Origin of the sequence: Chromatium okenii (assembly GCF_016583745.1) — a bacterium.
GTDB lineage: Bacteria > Pseudomonadota > Gammaproteobacteria > Chromatiales > Chromatiaceae > Chromatium > Chromatium okenii.
On the sequence record NZ_NRRQ01000033.1, the window covers coordinates 1 to 19140 of the forward strand.

The following is a 19140-nucleotide window of genomic DNA, read 5'->3' on the forward strand; positions in this document are numbered from 1 at the left end:
ATCATTAGCAAACCCACTTTCATCAATATAAACTATTGTTTTTCCATGACTTTTATGGGTTTCTATGCGTTCTTGAAATGAAAAACGTGCTTGATCATTTACCTTGGGATGAGAAAATGTTTTTTTTACGACTAATGCCTAATCTTCCCAACGCTGTGCCAATACCACTCTTACTCACTTGCAATCTATCAGCTCGTTCCTGAAGGTAGGCATCGGGATACATTTCAACATCTTTTAAAAGATGATCCGTATTAATTTTAGTTGGAGGTTTATTACGATGCTTTTGCGGTTCCAGTTCTTTATTCCAACGAGCTAAACTTGCAGGTCCGACTCCTAGCCTATGAGCGGCTTCACTATAAGTAAGATAGGAGTTACGCAGTTGGATGCTAAGTGCCTGATTTTATTGAAACTTGGTTTGTGCAGTGTATGATCGCGTTTTCATAAAAATCAATGACTTAACTTTCAACTGCGTAACTCCTAGTAAGATTAAGCTTTTCTTTTAGTTCTAATGCTCGACGACGAAAATCAATAGAATAAGTCATGTGTTTTTACCACCTTAGTTTATAACTCATTTTATGTTGGATCGACTATAATGCTTATAAAACAATATGTTACAACGATGGGTACAAATCTAATAATTGGCATTGCCACCACTCTGATTGAAAAGCCGGATGATCTTGGCTTTATCGATATGAACATAAGGGGTATCTAAAGTGCAACCCATCGGGCTAGGAAATTTTACGGGGCGTCCAGACATGTCAATCACCATATTAAATTGAAGTTGTGGAAAATTTAGCGGGTAAAGCAACAGCAACATAAACAACACGAACAAATTATTAGGACGGTTACTCAGCAAAAACGCCCCCAGTTTCCCGAGGGCGGTTCATTCAGTCAGGTTGAAGCGGTGGGTGAGAAGTTGGGTCGTCAAACAGCGGCAACCCAACCGACGCTGCTATTTGGCTAAATGTTTTTTAATGTGATTTGCTAAATGTTCATCAATATCCGCATGTCTTGGCACGGGTTGTTTTTGGCCCGTTGCAGGATTGTGATAAACATCGTGGCGGCGACCATGGCGATGTAAAACACAACCCGCTACTAATAACAAACGAATTAACTCATTACGCTTCATAACTCAATTCCTTGATCTCGTAATGCTCTGGCACATCATCTAATACAATGCACCGATAGGCATCTATCAGATTCTCCTCAAGCTCTTCGAGAGTTTCTCCTTGTGTCATAATTTCTGGGTATTCAAGTAATTTACCCAACCAAAAGTGGGTGCTTTTCCAATAAATCACCTTCAATTTATGGCTCATTGTCAATTCACCTTCAAATTTACGGAAAGAAAAAACCCCACTCCGCCATCAATAGCGGAGCAGGGTTTAATCTACTGCTTTCAGGTTACGCCCGCAAGCGCAACCCACAAAAAACCCGCCGCCCGATTTTTCAATCAAGCGGCGGGCATTTTCATTCCCTCAACGGCTCACGCCTCGCGGCGCAACCCAACTAACGCGGTTTAACCGAAGTTATCGGCATGAGCACTGGTGAAGAGACTCAGGTCAAAGATACCGATCAGCGTCAGATCTGCCGCTGTTGTTGTTGCAGGAGTGGCATCCGCTTTGTACTCAAATACAAACGTATTCACGGTATCACTCATCACCAACAAACCACCTTCACCAGCTTGGAAGTTGGCGGCAAAATCAGCAGCGCCATCATGGAGTTCAGTCACCGCATTAGCTATCGCAGTCGCCGCAGTTGATCCGCTTGTTATCGTTTCTGCCACTTTCCAGATAGCCCCAGCAGTAGCATCTGCTGCCGCTGTATCTGCTGCTGCTGCTAAAACAGCGGATGCAGCGTAAGTAGCAGCATTGCCATCTGTTCCTTTACCGCCAACAGCCGTGATCAAAGAACTGGTGACGATCAGAATATCCTCGGCATTGCCACCCACAAAGCCCGTCACCGTATCGACACCATCTGTTGCATACCCAGCATGATGAATCTTCACGTCATCGGTATTGTTGGTGATGTTGATCGTGTCATCGCCCGCGCCGCCATAAATGCTGTCAGCACCGCCGGCAGCAGCAGCTGTCAAACTAGCATTGATCGTATCTGCGCCACCCATGCCCTTGAAAGTATCCGCAGCTGAACTTGCTGTCCCTTTCAGCGTATCCGCTCCGCTACCGCCGGTAACGCTCAAAACATCATCGGCCCAGCCTTGGAAGACCCAGTTGCTCGTATTCAGCGCAGCGGTATCAGTTGCAGCGACGGAGATATTCAGGGTTTGAGCTGCCCCAGAAACATCAGTGATGGTCACGATGTCGGTCGCGCCAGCCGTCCAAGTTAAATCAGTCGTTGCATCTGCGGTATTAGCGAAAGTGATCGCCTCCACACCAGACACAGTTGCTACTGGACCCAAGCCTGCGGCGGCGGTCAGCTTCAGCGTATCGGTGCCCAGTCCGCCGGCAATGGTGATCAAATCATCATTGACATTGGCTTGGGTAGCATATTCGAACGTGTCATTACCTGCTTCACCGTTGAGGATCAGCTTGTCAGCGCCCATCGTTGCGGTTTCGTTTACCGTGACATCCGCAAAGATTTTAATAACGTCATCACCAGTGCCCAGATTGAAGGTTTGGGTTGTTACCGTCGTCGTAGCAGCGTCGGCCATCGCCGTTGTCGTCAACGTATCCGCGCCAGCCGCACCAGTAACGCTGGCATTGCCGGTATCGCCGATGGTTGTATTCAGAGTGCCGGCTACGCCGCCGAAGTTGTAAGTATCGGTGGTAATAGCTGAACTGCCAGTGATGTTCACCGTGTTCAGTATCAGATTTGCCGCACCGGATACAGTCATCGAACCCGCAACCGTATCCGCAACTGTCAGCTGCGTAATACCGCCCAACGTCACTGCCGTCCAGTCAGCAGTAGTCAAAGTCAGGCTTTCCACATTGTTTGCCGTGACTGCGCCAGCCGTATAAGTGCCGGTGTTCGCCGTACCGCCGTTATCCACCGCAATCGTCAACGTATCGCCCGCCGCCGTTGACAAACTCACTGGCGTGTAAGCAACCGTGCCGGTGGTCAAACTTTTGTCGGTGGTGAGCGCCGCACCGTTGGGCTGATAGCTGCCGGACAGATGAATGGTATTGGTCGTTGCCGCCGCATTGGTAAACGCCGCACTGGTCAAGCCAGAAGCCACGCCCAACTTGGTCGCACCGGTCACAGCCGCCAGATTAAGAGCCGACGCTGCCGCACCCGCCACCACCGTTTCAAAGCCAGAAATCGCGCCAGTAGTTGGGATCGTGTTCAGCGTCAACACATCCGTCGTGCCGGTGCCGCCGGCAGCCGTCAACGTGCTGGAGTTTGTCGTCAGCTTCACTGCGCCCGAATTGGCACCTGCGTTGAGCGTCGTCAGCGTGGTTGGCAACGCATCCGTGATCGTCAAACCCTGATTACCGCTCACATTCAGCGTTGTAAACGTCGAACCAGCATCCAAACCTTTCAGCGTTGACGCAGCGGTTTCGGTGGTCACATTGACCGTCACAAAACCATTGTTCACCAAGTCATCGAGTGTCACGGTGCCGGTGCTGCCACCGCTGGTGACCAACTTCATGGAATCTGCGGTTGATGCCGTGCCCGCGTTATCAAACTTCACATTCAACAAACTAGAATTGTTGGAGACTTCTGCTGCTGCCGTCGCCACCGCATTAGTGATGGTGAAGGTATCGCTGTTGGTCGTCCCGTTGATTGTGCTGCCGCTGACCGCCAATTTCGCCGCGCCGCTCAAGCCCGACGCATCAATATTCGCGCCTGTGGCAGTATCGCTGTTGTCGATATAACGGAAATTGAAGTTTTCAATCAGGGAAGTAGCCAAACCAGCGTAAGTATCGATGGTGCTCGCAGTCGAATTACCGAGCACGATGGCATTCAGCGCATCGGATGCAGCGGCAGTACCAGAAATGGTATCGGAGACATGCCAAGTGCGATTGGTCGTCGCGCCGATGGTATCCAACACACCGTTGATGGTGGTTTTATTGAGCACGCTATCGGTGGCGAGTGTTGTCAGCGTACCGGTCTCACCGATTATCGTCTTGCTGGTGTCATTCACTGCCGTCGTAATTGTGCTAGGACGTCCAGCCGCAACGGAGGTACCGGCGGGCAGCGTGCCGAGCGTCATAATGATGTTTTCTGCGGTGGCTTCCGTCAGGCTATCGTTGGTCACTTTCAGCGTTAAGGAAGCGGAACTCGCGCCTGCTGCCATCACAAGATTGCCAGTCGCGGCGCTGCCGGTGTAATCCGTGCCGTTGGTAGCGTTACCCGTCAACGCATAAGGGATGGTCAAGGTCGAACCCGTTGCCACTGCCGAACCGCGTGTCACCGTATAAACCAGATCGCCGCCTTCATCTACGCTTGCCGCACCCGACAGCGCGATTTCTGCTGCGCCCAGAGCCTTACTGGTGTCATTGATGGTCGTCGTCGCCGTGCCGGTGGTGATCGTGCCATTGGACGGCGTGCCCAGATTCATGATCAGCGTATCGGCCGCATAATCATCATTAACGTTATCCGCGATAGTATTCACCGTCACCGAACCGGTTTTCGAGCCTGCCGCGATCACGATATTGCCGGTTGCCGTGCCGCTGTAATCACTACCGGCAGTTGCGGTACCGGTCAACGCGTACGGCACAGTGATGCCAGTGATGGGCGCATCCAGCGTTGAGGTCACGGTATAGACCACACTGCCGCCTTCATCGACCGCCGTTTTATCTGCGATCAACGTCAACGCTGGCACTGGATCGTTAATCAGACCGTTGACCGTGCTAATTGTCGCCAAGCCACTCGTCCCGGTTGCCAACAGATTCGCGTCATAGGCTTCCAGCCCTTCGATTGTTGTATCAGTCGCAACCGTCACGTTCACTGTTTTTGGAGCCGTTTCACCGGGCGCGAATTTCACCTCGGTGGCGCTCGGCGTAAAGTCCGGCGCATCTGCCGAGCTCACACCCGTTATCGGAGTTTTGGGTGCAGTCAGATTTAGCGTCATCGTCGTGGGGTTCACCACCACGCCTGTTGGCGTCACCGTGAACGTAATGACGTTGCCTTCTTGGATTGCTGTGCTTGCAGCGGCACTTGAAGTCAAGGTAAAGGTTGGCTGCTTGGCATCTTCCAGCAGCGTGGTGGCTGAATTTGCACCTGTTCCCAACACCACGCCAGAGCTGGGATTCGACAACGTTGCGATTAAGGTCTCGCCGGATTCAACCGTCGTATCGAAGTTGACGGGAACCGTGATCTGGGCACTGGTTAAGCCCGGCGCAAACGTCAGCGTGCCATCAGCAGCCAGCGTTGCTCCCGTTGCCGTCATATTGCTCGCAGCGGTGCCAACATCGCCTGCAACCGTTGCAGTACTCAGCGTTGCCGTACCACCCAGCGCCACTTTAACGGTGGTGGTGGTCGTCTGCGCACTGCTCAAATTAACCGTATAAACCGCGCTCGTTCCTTCCAACACTGCGTCTTTAGGACCTGTGATGGTGAATGTCGGCACTGGCACAAAAGACGAACCAGTGGTCACGGACGTATCAATTGCTGCCGGCAGCGGCACTACCGCACCCGGTGCCACATCGCTCACCGGAGTGCCGCCGAGAGTTATCACTCCTTCAGTGTTCAACAAAGCGGTCACACTGCCAGCCGAGGTCACGATTTGGGTGCCGTCATCCTGCAACGGAATCGTGGCGACCAACGTTGCACCCGAATAGACCAGCAACCCATTACCAGCTTGTTTATAAGTAAAAGAAGAAAAAGAACCGGGCAGATCAACGCGCTCCACGAGCTGATCGAAGAGCACGCCAGTAACGCCTTCATTCACGATCAACTTTTGAACACCTGCCGCGCCATAAACCGTCGCTGCATTACTCAGGGTAAATGTGTTGTCAGTTGCTTCAAGATAGACTTGCGCCATGAAAATTCTCCAGAGGATTAACAATCAAATCGGCTTGTTTAGCTGCCGCCAGAACAGCGGCAGCTATGAAGTTAGTGCATCACCACATTAGATGATCGCGTCGGCACCAGAGAAGACGGTGTTGAAATTGGCAACTGAATTCAAGCTCTTGTCCAGACCAGTAGCCAAACCGGAGAGATGGATCGTGACAGTTTGTCCGGTAGACGACGATGCCCATGTCAGATCAACCGCATCGTCTTTGAAACTGCTGTTGTTGATTGACGCTTCATTACCCACTGGGAAATCAAGCTGGTCATCATCACTAAAACCACTGATGTTATAGGTGTAGGTGCCTGCTGTGATCCCGAAGCTGAACGCATCAGTAGATGCGTCGAAGACCGGCGTTGCAGCGTCGTTAGCGGCGGTTACAGCAGACGGCGTGTACACCCCTGTCATGTCAATCACTGCCAAAGTCGCTGTCTTGGTCGTATCTGCATCCAGCGTCACAACCAGCTTATCGGTCTCAGCTAGCGTTGCATCTTTCAACAGATCAACGGTGATTGTTGCTGTGCCAACGCCAGTGACTGCATCGGTAACGACCTTCTCCGAACCCGTCAACGGATTACTGTCATCGTCAGCATTCGCATCAACGCCTTTGAGGTCTTCTGCCTGAATGCCGGTCAGGGCGTAAGCCAGCGCCGTGTCATTTGCAACATTGGTTGTCGTCACCGTGAAGCTGGCTGTCGCACCTTCATTGACTGAGATGGTGCCAATTACTGTCGGTGCAATGGCATAAGTCGGCGTGGTATCAATCACGTCAACCGTTGCGGTCTTGGTCGTATCTGCGTCCAGCGTCACAACCAGCTTATCGGTTTCAGCTGCAAGCGCATCAGTTACCAGCGCAACTGCAATCGTTGCCACACCAGCAGTCACAGTTGCCTTAGCAGTCAAGCCGCCGGTGACATCGGCTGCTTCAATGCCAGCGCCGCTCAAGGTGTAAGCCAGCTCACCGTCAGCAACATTGGTGGTTGCTACCGTAAAGGTTGCTGTTGCACCTTCATTGACAGTCGCCGGAGTCGGAGCGGTGATCGCGTAAGTTGGGTTATCGGTCACGTCATCAGTCACAGTGACAGCAACTGCGAACGCTGCCGAAGTATTCGGAGTCTCCGCACTATCCGTAGCAACTACATCAAAGCTGTAGCTGGTATGCGCATCGGCAGCATCAAAGTCTAAAGTGCCGTCAACCAAGGTCACGACACCGTCAGCATCAATAGCCAGTAATGCCGCGTCAGCACCTTCCAAACTATAGGTGACGGGTTGGCTGTCATCCGTCGCCGTTGCGGTATACAGCACGTTCTGATTTTCAATGACTTCAGCAGTCGCTTCGGAGGTGATCACTGGCGCTGTGGTGTCTGGTACTACCACAACATCGTCAGTCTCCTCATTCGTCACTGTGATTGTCACATCAAGCGGATCAGACGTATTCGGCGTCTCGGCGCTGTCAGTAGCAGTGACTTGGAAGGTGTAACTCGTCTGCGCGTCAGCCGCATCGAAGTCCAAGTTGCCATCTGCCAACGTCACCACACCGTCCGTCATCGTCAACAATGCCGCATCACCAACGCCTTCAACCAACTGGTATGTCACCGGTTCGCTGTCATCCGTTGCCGTTGTCGTGTACAGCACACTTTGGTTTTCGATCGCATCAGCCGTCGCCAATGAAGTGAACTCTGGCGCGGTGGTGTCAGGTACTACCACAACATCGTCAGTCTCCTCATTCGTCACTGTGATTGTCACATCAAGCGGATCAGACGTATTCGGCGTCTCGGCGCTGTCAGTAGCAGTGACTTGGAAGGTGTAACTCGTCTGCGCGTCAGCCGCATCGAAGTCCAAGTTGCCATCTGCCAACGTCACCACACCGTCCGTCATCGTCAACAATGCCGCATCACCAACGCCTTCAACCAACTGGTATGTCACCGGTTCGCTGTCATCCGTTGCCGTTGCGGTATACAGCACGTTCTGATTTTCAATGACTTCAGCAGTCGCTTCGGAGGTGATCACTGGCGCTGTGGTGTCTGGCGCAGTGACAGCAACCGTGACCGTACCAGTGCCAACTTGACCGGCTTCATCAGTCGCTTCAACGGTCAGCGTGATGGTTTCACCAGCGACTAATTCTGCTGGATCGTTCACCGTCAACGCGCCGCTATTAGCGTCAATGGTAAATGCCGCGCCATTCTCACCGTCAACGTCTGGATTACTGCCATCTTCAGCAATTGCATAGGTAACAGCAGTCCCTTCTGGATCAGTTGCCGTGACCGCGCCCACTTCGGTGCCGTCAGTTGCAACGGTGAAGCTACCTGCATCGACAACTGGAGCTTCGTTTGGTGGCTCAACTGGCTCAGTCACTTCAACCGTCACCGTACCCGTGCCAACGATTCCGTCAGCATCAGTCGCTTCAACGGTCAGCATGATGGTTTCACCAGCGACTAATTCTGCTGGATCGTTGACCATCAATACGCCGCTGTTGGGATCAATGCTGAATGCAACGCCATTCTCACCGTCTTCGTCTGGATTACTGCCATCTTCAGCAATTGCATAGGTAACAGCAGTCCCTTCTGGATCAGTTGCCGTGACCGCGCCCACTTCGGTGCCGTCAGTTGCAACGGTGAAGCTACCTGCATCGACAACTGGAGCTTCGTTTGGTGGCGCAGTGACAGCAGCCGCACCGATAAACCAAGCCGCGTCATTGCCGGACGCATCTTGAATCGCGTTGATGTCGTTAGTGGCATTCCGGTCAAGGTAAGACACCGTGACAGCTGCATCAGGACTTACCGCACTCGCTAACGTCAGCACGACTGCGCTATCCACAACAGCCACTTCGTCAATGGAAGTCGTCACCCCGTCAACTTGAACTACAAATAACTTATCAGCCGGCAAGTTTGCGGCATCAAGTGCTTCGTTATAATTCAAGGTCAGGGTTTTACCCTCTGCGAGGGCATTCACAAAAACCGGAGCAACGTCATCTTTTTCTAATGTTGCATTGACGACCGCTCCTTGAATAAGAGTCGCCGCATCATTGCCGGACGTATCTTGAATCGCCTTAGCATCATTACTTTCGGTCGAATCAAAGTAGGAAACCTTAACCGTCTCACCAAAGACAACCGCAGTCGCCAACGTCAAGGTGACGGTCTTAGCAGCGGCATCCACAGTAACAGCAGTCACATCGTTAATGGTGTCATTTGTCTGCACGACAAAAGCACTTGCATCAGGCTTGGTCGCAGCGGCAAGCGCACTGATATCTGAATAGGACATGATCAACGTGTTGTCTACAACCGTTGCACTGATGAATACCGGAGCATCTTCATCAGCGGGTCCAGTCGTACCCGTAGCGCCAGTCACACCTGCATCAACTGTGGTGACAATTTGAGCCGACTCTCCTTCGCCAAGAACAATGGCGCCATCGACAATTTTCAACGCGGTAGGTAAACCGGTGGTGCCGAATTGCACCTGATCACCAGACGTTCCCACTTTCGCTACTGTAATGACGGTGCCAGAGCTTTTGTTTGTAAACAGGACATCAGTACCGTCACTGTGTACGGAGTACTCAGATGCGCCACCAACAAATTTGATGACGTCAACCTCACCCCCAGCGTTAATTTTGACATTTGCGTCAACTGGAACCACAAACGTTTCAAGTTCAGCCGTGCCGTTGATGATCAGCTCGCCCGATAAAACCGGAACGTTAATGGGATTTTTTGCCGCACTACTATCGAGTGTAAGGATACTTGCCATGAAATATTCTCCAACTGCTGTCTTTGAGGATGAATTGAGTGACAGGAATGTTTTTAACCAATGGTGTTTTAAGAACCATTAACCAAAAACTAAATTGCCGATGGGAAGAGCGTTGAATGAAGTGACGTCAAAAACGAGAGAGGTATCAGTTACTGCGCCAAGAAGCGTAATCTGATTGAGTATCCCAGCTTGGTTATAAGTGATTGCAATGTCGCCGGCTTCATTCGTACCAATGACTCCGTCATCATAATCACTCGCGGTAGCGCCAAAAATGATGATTTCATCGTCTGCCGTGAAATTTAGAAGGGAAACATTGTTAGACGTCGATACCAAATCAGTGAAAACAAAAGCACTTTCACTGGCATCAATCTCCACGGGAACAACAGCTGTTCCTTTACCATCCAAGCTGAAGTTGCTATCAGCGGTATCCGTGCTTGTTGTAATTGGGCTAGGGGTTGGCGTCAACAACTGCTCGCCAAGCATCAACGCTCCGCCCGTGATTTTCAGACTAATAGGAGCAGTATCCACAAAAGCAATCTCGTCACCAGTTGCACTCAGCGACTTGATTGTGACCGTTTCCCCTGTTGATTGGTGCGTAAAGACAACGTTCGAGCTGGCTTGATAAACGCTGTAATCAGTTTGGTTGCCAAGCAAACGAAATAAATCTTTACCCGCGCCCCCCAAAATAGATGCAGCAGTTCCCGCTTGGACTTCGAAAAGATCAACTCGTGCCGAACCAACAACATCCCAAAAAAGCGTTCCAGTCAGCGGGACAGTTTTAGCATTATCTTCTGATGTCAGGAGTAATCTTGCCATACGTCTAATCTCCAAAGTTTTACATATAAAAATATTGAAACCAGTGTTGTGAGATTTTTTACTTCAAAAAATATAAAAGTTTTAAACTCACAAGCGAACAGTTTACGTTTTTAACCTGTTTTAATCTATCTCAAGTAGAGACAGTGAACAATTCACTATCTCCACTTTACTTAAAAACGGGAGAAACTTTCATTTCCCCCTTAAATCAAGATCAACTGAAGATTAGATCACCAACAGGCAAGGCGTTAAAGCTATTGACATCAAAGACTAATCCTGCACCCGCAGCAACTCCAGTGAGCGTAATTTGATGCAAGATGCCGTCGTTGTTGAAGGTGATAGAAACATCACCCGCCTCATTGGAGCCAATAACGCCATCATCATATTGTTCGGCAGTCGCACCAGTGATTGTGATTGAATCATCCGCTCCAAACTCAGTAATGATGACATTATTACCCTTGGCATCAGCGGCGTTATCGGTGAAATTGAATGCGCCAGTTTCATCCAAAGTTACTGGATCAGTGGCGCTTCCTAAAGTATCCAGAGATACATCATTAGTTTCACCCGTGCCCGTCTCCCCACCCGTACCCGCCGCACTCACAGTGAAATTAATCACATCAGTCGATGTGTAATCACGAAGGTCGGCATCTTGGAAAGCGCCTACATCAACCTTGACACAATATTCTCCTGCTGCTAAATCATTAGGCAGATCAACTGTTATTAATGAAGAGCCAGAACCAGTGACAGCTTTGTCAGTCACAGGAACCGTAGCAACCACTTTATTTGCAGAATCACAAACTATAATGTCGCCGGTAATAGCTGTTACAGGCTCGCTGAACTTCAACTCAAGATTTTGATCAGTGGTGATATTCGTATCCGCAAGGCCAGATAAAACGGGAGCGTCATTGTAAAAATTTCCCAAAACCAATGCCGCTTTGGTAAGATTAAAAAGACCACTTGTATCTCCTGCAGCTAAATTATCGATAACAGCAGAATAAGAACTGAGAGGACTGTTCAAAAGGGATTTCAAATCGGTAGTAGTAGCCATGTTATTTGCCCATATAATGGAAAAAGATCGGTTTATTGAAAGGGTGAAGTGATTTAGTCAGTAATCCTTCCTCAAATTGAGGAAGGACTAAACCACAGACTATTAAGCGAAGTTCGCCGCAGTAAATGAGTCTGCCGCTACGTTAGTGACAATGCCAACCAATTCAATGTTGTCGAATTGTTGTCCAGCAGCGTCAGCGCCAGTGGCAATATCCGCATCATCGTCAGTAACTAATTCCTGCATCTGGAGAATCGCTGCGTTCACAAGACCATTAGAACCATCGCCGTTATAAACAACCACAGTGATCACTGCGCCATTGGCAGCGGTCTCTTTCATGGAATCACTAATAAATGACAGCAAGGTGCCCTCATCTGGTTGTTCACCAGTGTATTGGTACTTGGCAGAGCTGATTTCCAAGATACTGGCATCAATGGCAAGTTCACCGTTCACAGCATCATTGATAAAGGTGCCATAGGAAGTTGCAACAACAGCATTGTTTGCCGTAGATGCCATGATGAGCTTATCGCTGGCAATGCTGAAGTCGTTGATGGTGACTAAATCATCATCGACTTGCTTCACATCTCCCGAATTAGTATTCAGAATCACGACATTATCCGCGCCATCATCAGCGCCCGCGCCGAGATTCGCAACATCATTGCCGCTCAGGGTCACGCGCAGCACATCGCCATCGCCGTCTCCCATATTGACAATGTCATCACCGACAGTGATGTCAACCACATCAGCACCTGCACCCGCATCAATCGAGTCGTCGCCCAGACCATCTACGATGGCATCGTCGCCCGCACCGGCATCGATTGAATCGTTACCCGTACCACCAGTAACGAAATCACCTTGTACAGAACCGTTGAAAATCTGTCCAAGGTTGCCCAGATGAACAACGGCAGCCACACTGGTATTCACCTCAAATCCCGCGCCATTGGCGTTAGTGAATCCAAGACCTGTTGCGCCGCCCTTGAGGTTGACGATTTCTGCTGCATCTGCAGTGAGTACTGCCGCTCCTGTAATATCCTTAGAAGCGTCCACGCCTGCTGCATCATCGAGAATGTTCAGCGTGTCAGTGCCGCCTGCCATATTCACTTTCGAGCCAACCCAATACTCAGCAGTGGTATTCAACACGTCGTCTTGAGCCGTAGCCAGTCCACCTGACAACAAGAATCCGCTCGTGGTATCAAAACCCGCAGCTTGTGCAGTCAAAGTATTGCCTTGCAAATCCTTCACATTGGGCGCGGATACCAGCACATCATTGCGCGGTACAGCGTCGTCATATCTGACCAATCCAAGCTCTTCAAGAGTGGTCAGCGCAACCTCTTCGCCACCATTGCCTAAGAAAATTGGATTAACCCCAAGCTCAGTTAACGATTTGACATCAAAACCTGGAATGAATCCGGGCGTTGATTTTGCGTTGTTGGTAATGCTCAACAAATCAGAAACATCGATCATAACCGTATCGCCAGTGCTCAATATCGACTGATTTGCTGCCGCGATAGTACCAACTTGGAAAATAGTGTCATCGATATTGGTGTTCGTCGCATCATCCAGTTCCAGCGTATTCACAGCTAAGAAACTACGCGTCAACGTGATGCTATAACTTGCCGTCTCGGAATTCTTTGTCAGAATCAGGCCGTTGAAATTGGTGATCTGACTTAAATCCTGCGCATCAAGTACCACCTGCTCACCATTGGTGATCACAGTCAGGGTATCATAATCCTCAGTGTTAGCCTGGAATCCGGTGCGATTGGAATAATCAGTGAAGACGCCGCCATCAAGCACTTGCTGCACATTGAAGGTTGCATCGTTGAGGACAAGACGATCACTACCGGAACCACCATGGAAGGTGATGCCGTCAGCAGCCCCCAAGAAGGTCAAATCAACGATGTGTACTGAATTATCTTCTTCGTCCGAATGCGTCGCTAAGTTTGCATTGTTATCCAGCGCCGTCCGTACAATGCGATCCGTGTGAACGGTAATTCGCCCTTCATCAGCACTGCTCACAAATTCAGAGGACAGGGTTACATTGCTGGTATTTCCGCGCAGATCCAAGACATCCATAGCGGTCTTGTTGCGGAATTCCGTTTGTGCAACGGTGTAATCACCAAAGCCGTTCATGCCCAACAGAATGGTGTCGGAACCTTCACTACCCGTCAGAACATCATTCTCACCAAAGGTAGAATTGGGCTGACCATTGATAAACGCAAAGGTATCATCACCAGTATTACCGGTTGCCGTGACGTTGCCGTTTTCAAACTCAACGTAGTCATTGGCAGTGCCACCGATAAACGTCTTGTCAGAAGCAGATTCATCGCTTTTAGCAGCAAAACGCACGAAAGTGTTTGCAGTCATTTCTGACGCATCTACCTTAGTAACCCGTGAACCAACCGATAACAAATTGGAAGCGGTTCCATCGCCAAAGCTATTGGAAATACCACCGTCGTCACTAGCTACAATTCCGCCGTCAATTGAAGGTGCGCGATAAACACTCGCCCAACGATCAGTTAAGCCAGTCCACTCACGCGCTACCCATTCTGGAGTGACATCTCCGATTGTTTCTATGTCCGAACCAATAACATCCGCGCCTTCACCAATTGCAGTTGCACCCTTCAGTACGACTGAAGTCAGCGATTCCTTTGAAAGCAGGTCGGCGCCGTTATCGTTACGACTTCCGGTGTCGCCATAAGAGATCGAGGCAATCTCAACATCGCTATTGTTCAAAGTGTTCTGTGCAACCTCACCTGACGAGATGATGGTGAGTTGCTCCATCCCGCCTCCAATTGCCAAAACACCATCAATAACATGTTGGGTGGCATCAACATTGATCAACTCTACTGTCTGATTGTCAGCAGTTCCATCAATGGTAGCCTGCCGATAAGTCGTGGCAATTGTGCCAGCTGCAGAGCCGTTTTCATTTGCCCAAACCATGTCGGGTGCTACATCACCAACTGCAACTGGTACAACGTTTTGTACTACCAGCGTCTCAGTGTTTGTGATCTGGTCATACACCAACTTATTGACGCTGGTGACCTCGTAAGAACCTTGGTTCACGTTCATGTCGAACGCAACTTCCAGATTGGTCAAGTTAGTACCAATCTGTAACGTCTCAATGTTTTTAACCGTCGCACCGCCGAGATATTGTGTGCCGGTCATATTAACGACCAACTTATCTGCGTCGCTCGCGCCGCCGTCAAGAATGTCTGAAGAATTCAGCGTGGTCTGATCCTGTGCACCTTCAAACTGACCAGCAACACCGCGAATCACATCAGCTCCTGCGTTACCAGCAGCAGACTGTTCAGGGAACAAATCCTGAGCAACTGTCAACGTGAAGGTTTGACCTTGTGTAGGATCAGGATTCTCAGCGATTCCATTAGCACGACCTTCGATAGCACCATAAAGAACATAGTGCTCATAACCGCTATTCAAATCTCCAGCGTCAACAGCAGCCTTAACATCTTCATTTGCTGCAAGATAGTTGGCTTCGTTAAAGGTGTCAGCACCGGGGGAACGTCCTTCACCTGCGCCATTTAGTTCAAAATGCGACAGAAAACTGCTGAAAATGCCACTCGCAACCGCTGGCACGACATCCTGATTTACCTCCATATAACCGGCTGGATTGAAATATGGGTTTGGCTGACGCCCCTCCAGTTCGCCGTACTTGACGTAATGTTCCTCAGCAGTCATCAGACCGTCGCGCACCGCTGCGAACACGTCAGGATTCTGGGTCAAATAAAAATTTTCTTGGAAAGTCTGAAGAGCCATGATTAGGATTCCTTAAGGGTTGGGTGACAAAAGACAAAAACCTTGAAACCGGATTAGTTGGTGCGTTTGGACGCTACCAGCAACCAAGATCGTACACAAGCGCAAGCATAGGGAAAGTACTTAGACTCAAACATAGCGGAGTGTTGAAATGCCTCTAACTGTGATCAACGGCGATTTTTTGTCTGGACATCTCACCGCATTAACAAACACCGCCAACATCAGCTTGTGGTTAAAACACTACAAAACGGGGCGTGCCTGAGTTGTATTTTACCCATGTGTTGCCAGAACGCAAGTTTTGTGTGGCGGATGCTGGTCATTCCCCACACTAGTCGCATTAGCGTACACATCCAACAGCAGTCAAACGCACTTGCAGCAGATCACACACGATTATTTTCGGTGACTCTGCCCGATTATATCGTGACACTATAGGTGAAGACTATCAGGGTATAGTAAGAATTTGCAGGGATTTTTGCTTTTTATCGCATCGTTTAGATGCCATTTTGCCGGCGTGTCATGCGCTGTTGCCATACCCTACCGCGCCCGCACCCACCCATTTTGGTAGGATGTTGACTAACACAGACGCACCAAGCATCTACCCCGCTTCCCTTCCTTTATTGGTAACTTTCCGTGAGTAAACGACCACAACAACCTCCCGTTGACGAATTGCGAGCAGCTTTACAAGCCAGCCGCAACTCATTCTTGTATACCGGCTTTTTCAGCGCCTTCATCAATGTGCTTCTGTTGGTACCGTCACTCTACATGTTGCAAGTTTACGACAGAGTGTTGGCAAGCGGCAGCGCCATGACGCTATTAGTACTCACCCTGCTCGTGGTGGGACTGTACGCACTCATGGGCGCACTCGAACTCATCCGCTCCCGCATCCTCGTCCGCGTCAGCGCCCGCCTCGACATGCACCTCAACAGCCGCCTGTTTGCCGCCATGTTTGACGCCAATTTACGCGGCGGCGGACACACCGGCATCCAACCGATTCAAGACCTCACCGCCCTACGCCAATTTCTCACCGGCAACGGTCTATTCGGCTTCTTTGATGCCCCGTGGATTCCTTTATACATGGCAGTATTATTTTTGATGCACCCCCTGATCGGCTGGCTCGCCGTCGGCGGTGCCGTCATCCTCATCATTCTCGCCATCACCAACGAACTCATCACCAGCAAACCATTGGCAATGGCCAACGCCCAAGCCGTCGCCAGCAACAACTATTTGCAAGGCAATTTGCGCAACGCCGAAGCGTTGGAATCCATGGGCATGTTGCAAAATGTCCACCAACGGTGGCTGGCGCGTCACATTGAGATGTTAAAGCTACAAGCACTCGCCAGCGACCGCGCCGGTTTCCTCATCAACACCAGTAAAACCGTGCGCATCACCCTCCAATCGCTCATCCTCGGCGTCGGCGCGTATCTCGCCATTCAACAAATCGTCACCCCCGGCATCATGATCGCCGGCTCAATTTTGATGGGACGGGCGCTGGCCCCAATCGACATGCTGATCGGCGCGTGGAAAGGCTTTCTCACCGCCCGCACCTCCTACAGTCGCCTGCAAACTCTGCTGCAATCCGTGCCCGCCCGCCCAGTCAACATGCGTCTACCCACTCCGATTGGACAAATCAGCTTCCAAGAAGTCGTCGCCGCCCCGCCCGGCGCGACTGCCGCAGTATTGAAACGCATCAGTTTTGACGTTGCGCCCGGCGAAGTCATCGGCGTGATTGGACCGAGTGCCGCCGGCAAATCCACGCTGGCGCGGGTCATGTTGGGCGTGTGGCCAACCGCCGCTGGCACAGTGCGACTGGACGGCGCAGAAATCAGCCGCTGGAACCGTGAAGATTTAGGCCCGCACATCGGCTATTTACCGCAAGACATTGAATTATTTGAAGGAAGCGTCAGCGAAAACATCGCCCGCTTCGGCACCGTTGACCCAGAACGCGTGGTACAGGCCGCCCAACGCGCCGGCGTTCACGAGATGATTCTTGGTTTATCAAAAGGTTATGACACACCCGTCGGCGTCGGCGGCGCAGTGCTCTCCGGCGGCCAGCGCCAGCGGTTGGGTTTAGCGCGGGCAATGTACGGCGAGCCGGTGCTGGTCGTACTCGACGAGCCCAACTCCAATCTGGATGAGCAAGGTGAAGCCGCGCTGGTACGCGCCATTGCGCAGCTCAAAGCCGCTGGCTCCACCGTTTTCATCATCACCCATCGCCCTAACGTGTTGAGTGGCGTCGATAAAATTCTGGTTTTGCGCGAAGGCATGTTGCACCTGTTCGCGCCCCGCGATCAGGTGTTGTCGCAATTCGCCAAACCCACCAGCGTCAGCAACACCGCCAGTTCAGCGGTTGGCACCGCGATGGCAGTCGGCTAACCCAACGCCGTACCGCTGCGGATTGCGGCGGGCTGCATTCACTTTTAGAAGGCATAAGACTTTGGATATTAACGTTATTCCGAAAACGGTCGAACCGAAAGCGGACACCACCAGCTTGCGCACCAGCGACGGTCCAGAACGGCTCTTGGGAATGCTGGTGTTACTGGGCGGCTTGGGCGGCTTTAGCGTGTGGGCAGCATTCGCGCCGATTGACAGCGCCGCCGTTGCTCCCGGCATCGTGACCGTTGAATCGTCGCGCAAAACCGTGCAACACATGGAAGGCGGCATCGTCAGCCAAATTTTGGTGCGCGAAGGCGACACCGTAGAAAAAGGCGCAGTATTGTTGCGGATTGACGACACTGAGGCGCGGGCGCAACTCGAAATTGCGCGGGGCAAATTTTTCGCCCGCCGTGCTGAAGAATTGCGCTTGATTGCCGAGCGCGATGGAGTCAGCAAAGTCACTTTTTCCGATGACTTATTAGCAATTAAAAACGATCCTCGCGTTGAAGAAGCGATGACCGGACAGGTGCGCGTATTCCAAGCGCGTCATCAAGCAATGACCGGTGAAGTTGACGTTTTACAACAGCGCGTGGGACAACTTGAAGAACAAATTCGCGGATTAACTGGACTGGCAGCGAGTAAAGAAAAACGTATTGGTCTTTATCAAGAAGAAATTGAAGGTCTGCATAAACTCTTTGCGAAAGGATTAGGTGATAAAAGTCGTTTACGCGAATGGGAGCGAATGGTGGCAGAACTAGAAGGAGAACGCGCCGAACATCTCTCTTCTGTTGCCGCCACGCGAGTGCAAATTGGTGAAACAAAACTACAAATTGCACAGGTGCGGCGCGTATTTACCAGTGATGTTGTAGAGCAATTGCGAGCTGCGCAAACCGATTTATCTGATTTGCGCGAACGTATTCGGGCGTTAGAAAAAACCTTAGAGCGCACGGTAGTGAATGCACCATCATCCGGTTCAATTGTCGGAATGCGTATTCATACAGTTGGCGGCGTGTTGCGTTCTGGCGATCCCATTTTAGACATTATTCCCGAAGGTGAACCGCTATTGGTTGAAGCGCGAATACAACCCACTGATGTGGATCAAGTATTGCCCGGGTTATCTGCCGAAATTCGCTTTTCCGCCTTCAATTCACGCACCACCCCAACAGTGTTTGGCACCGTATTAACCATTTCCGGCGACCGCTTAACCGATCCGAGCACTGGAGCGCCCTATTATTTAGCGCGAATTCAAGTCAATCCAGAAGGCATGAATACGCTGCGCGGTTTGACACTCTTACCCGGAATGCCAGCAGATGTAATGATTAAAACTGGTGAACGCACCTTTTTTGAATACATCATTAAACCCATTAGTGATCGCATGATATTGGGATTAAAAGAAGAATAACCACCTTTCATCACTGTCAGCGGA

Annotated in this window: 11 protein-coding genes; 3 read left to right on the top strand and 8 right to left on the bottom strand. The window is 50.7% G+C overall.

Features of this window, described 5'->3' with window-relative positions; all coding sequences use genetic code 11:
• Positions 1-94: 94 nt before the first annotated feature.
• The 3 genes from CKO12_RS15420 to CKO12_RS11555 all read right to left on the bottom strand — a co-directional run bounded on the left by CKO12_RS15420 (position 95) and on the right by CKO12_RS11555 (position 1316).
• Positions 95-385 carry an IS630 transposase-related protein gene (locus CKO12_RS15420; protein ID WP_200154913.1) on the bottom strand — a complete coding sequence of 97 codons (291 nt, stop codon included), beginning with the start codon at positions 383-385 and terminating at the stop codon, positions 95-97.
• A gap of 567 nt (positions 386-952) precedes the next feature.
• On the bottom strand, positions 953-1129 hold the full coding sequence (locus CKO12_RS11550) for a type II toxin-antitoxin system HicA family toxin (RefSeq protein WP_200154896.1): 177 nt from the start codon (positions 1127-1129) through the stop codon (positions 953-955).
• Complete coding sequence (locus CKO12_RS11555) at positions 1119-1316, bottom strand: type II toxin-antitoxin system HicB family antitoxin (RefSeq protein ID WP_200154897.1); 198 nt, start codon at positions 1314-1316, stop codon at positions 1119-1121. The genes CKO12_RS11550 and CKO12_RS11555 overlap by 11 nt, the downstream gene beginning before the upstream one ends.
• On the opposite strand from CKO12_RS11555, the gene CKO12_RS14735 reads away from it, so the two are divergent.
• A complete protein-coding gene (locus tag CKO12_RS14735; RefSeq protein WP_207146353.1) occupies positions 1316-1510 on the top strand; it encodes a hypothetical protein in 195 nt (64 codons plus the stop codon). The two genes, CKO12_RS11555 and CKO12_RS14735, sit on opposite strands and share 1 nt — an antisense overlap.
• Positions 1511-1516: 6 nt before the next feature.
• Here the strand turns inward: CKO12_RS14735 and CKO12_RS11560 are convergent, their stop codons facing one another.
• The 5 genes from CKO12_RS11560 to CKO12_RS11580 form a co-directional block, all read right to left on the bottom strand.
• Entirely contained in the window at positions 1517-5944 is a 4428-nt protein-coding gene (locus CKO12_RS11560) for a beta strand repeat-containing protein (protein WP_200154898.1), read from the bottom strand.
• An 87-nt stretch (positions 5945-6031) separates the two neighbouring features.
• Complete coding sequence (locus tag CKO12_RS11565; protein ID WP_200154899.1) at positions 6032-9712, bottom strand: SwmB domain-containing protein; 3681 nt, start codon at positions 9710-9712, stop codon at positions 6032-6034.
• A gap of 78 nt (positions 9713-9790) precedes the next feature.
• A complete protein-coding gene (locus CKO12_RS11570; protein ID WP_200154900.1) occupies positions 9791-10528 on the bottom strand; it encodes a hypothetical protein in 738 nt (245 codons plus the stop codon).
• Between the two features lie 211 nt (positions 10529-10739).
• Positions 10740-11573 (bottom strand): Ig-like domain-containing protein, encoded by an 834-nt coding sequence (locus CKO12_RS11575; RefSeq protein ID WP_200154901.1) that lies wholly within the window; start codon positions 11571-11573, stop codon positions 10740-10742.
• Positions 11574-11675: 102 nt separating this feature from the next.
• Positions 11676-15344: a beta strand repeat-containing protein gene (locus CKO12_RS11580; protein WP_200154902.1), complete on the bottom strand. Its 3669-nt coding sequence runs from the start codon at positions 15342-15344 to the stop codon at positions 11676-11678.
• 627 nt (positions 15345-15971) lie between these two features.
• Between CKO12_RS11580 and CKO12_RS11585 the strand changes: the two genes are divergently transcribed.
• Positions 15972-17714, top strand: a complete 1743-nt coding sequence (locus tag CKO12_RS11585) for a type I secretion system permease/ATPase (protein ID WP_200154903.1) — start codon at positions 15972-15974, stop codon at positions 17712-17714.
• A 61-nt stretch (positions 17715-17775) separates the two neighbouring features.
• The gene (locus tag CKO12_RS11590; protein WP_200154904.1) at positions 17776-19116 is read left to right on the top strand and encodes an HlyD family type I secretion periplasmic adaptor subunit; all 1341 of its coding nucleotides are present in this window, start codon (positions 17776-17778) and stop codon (positions 19114-19116) included.
• Positions 19117-19140: the final 24 nt, after the last annotated feature.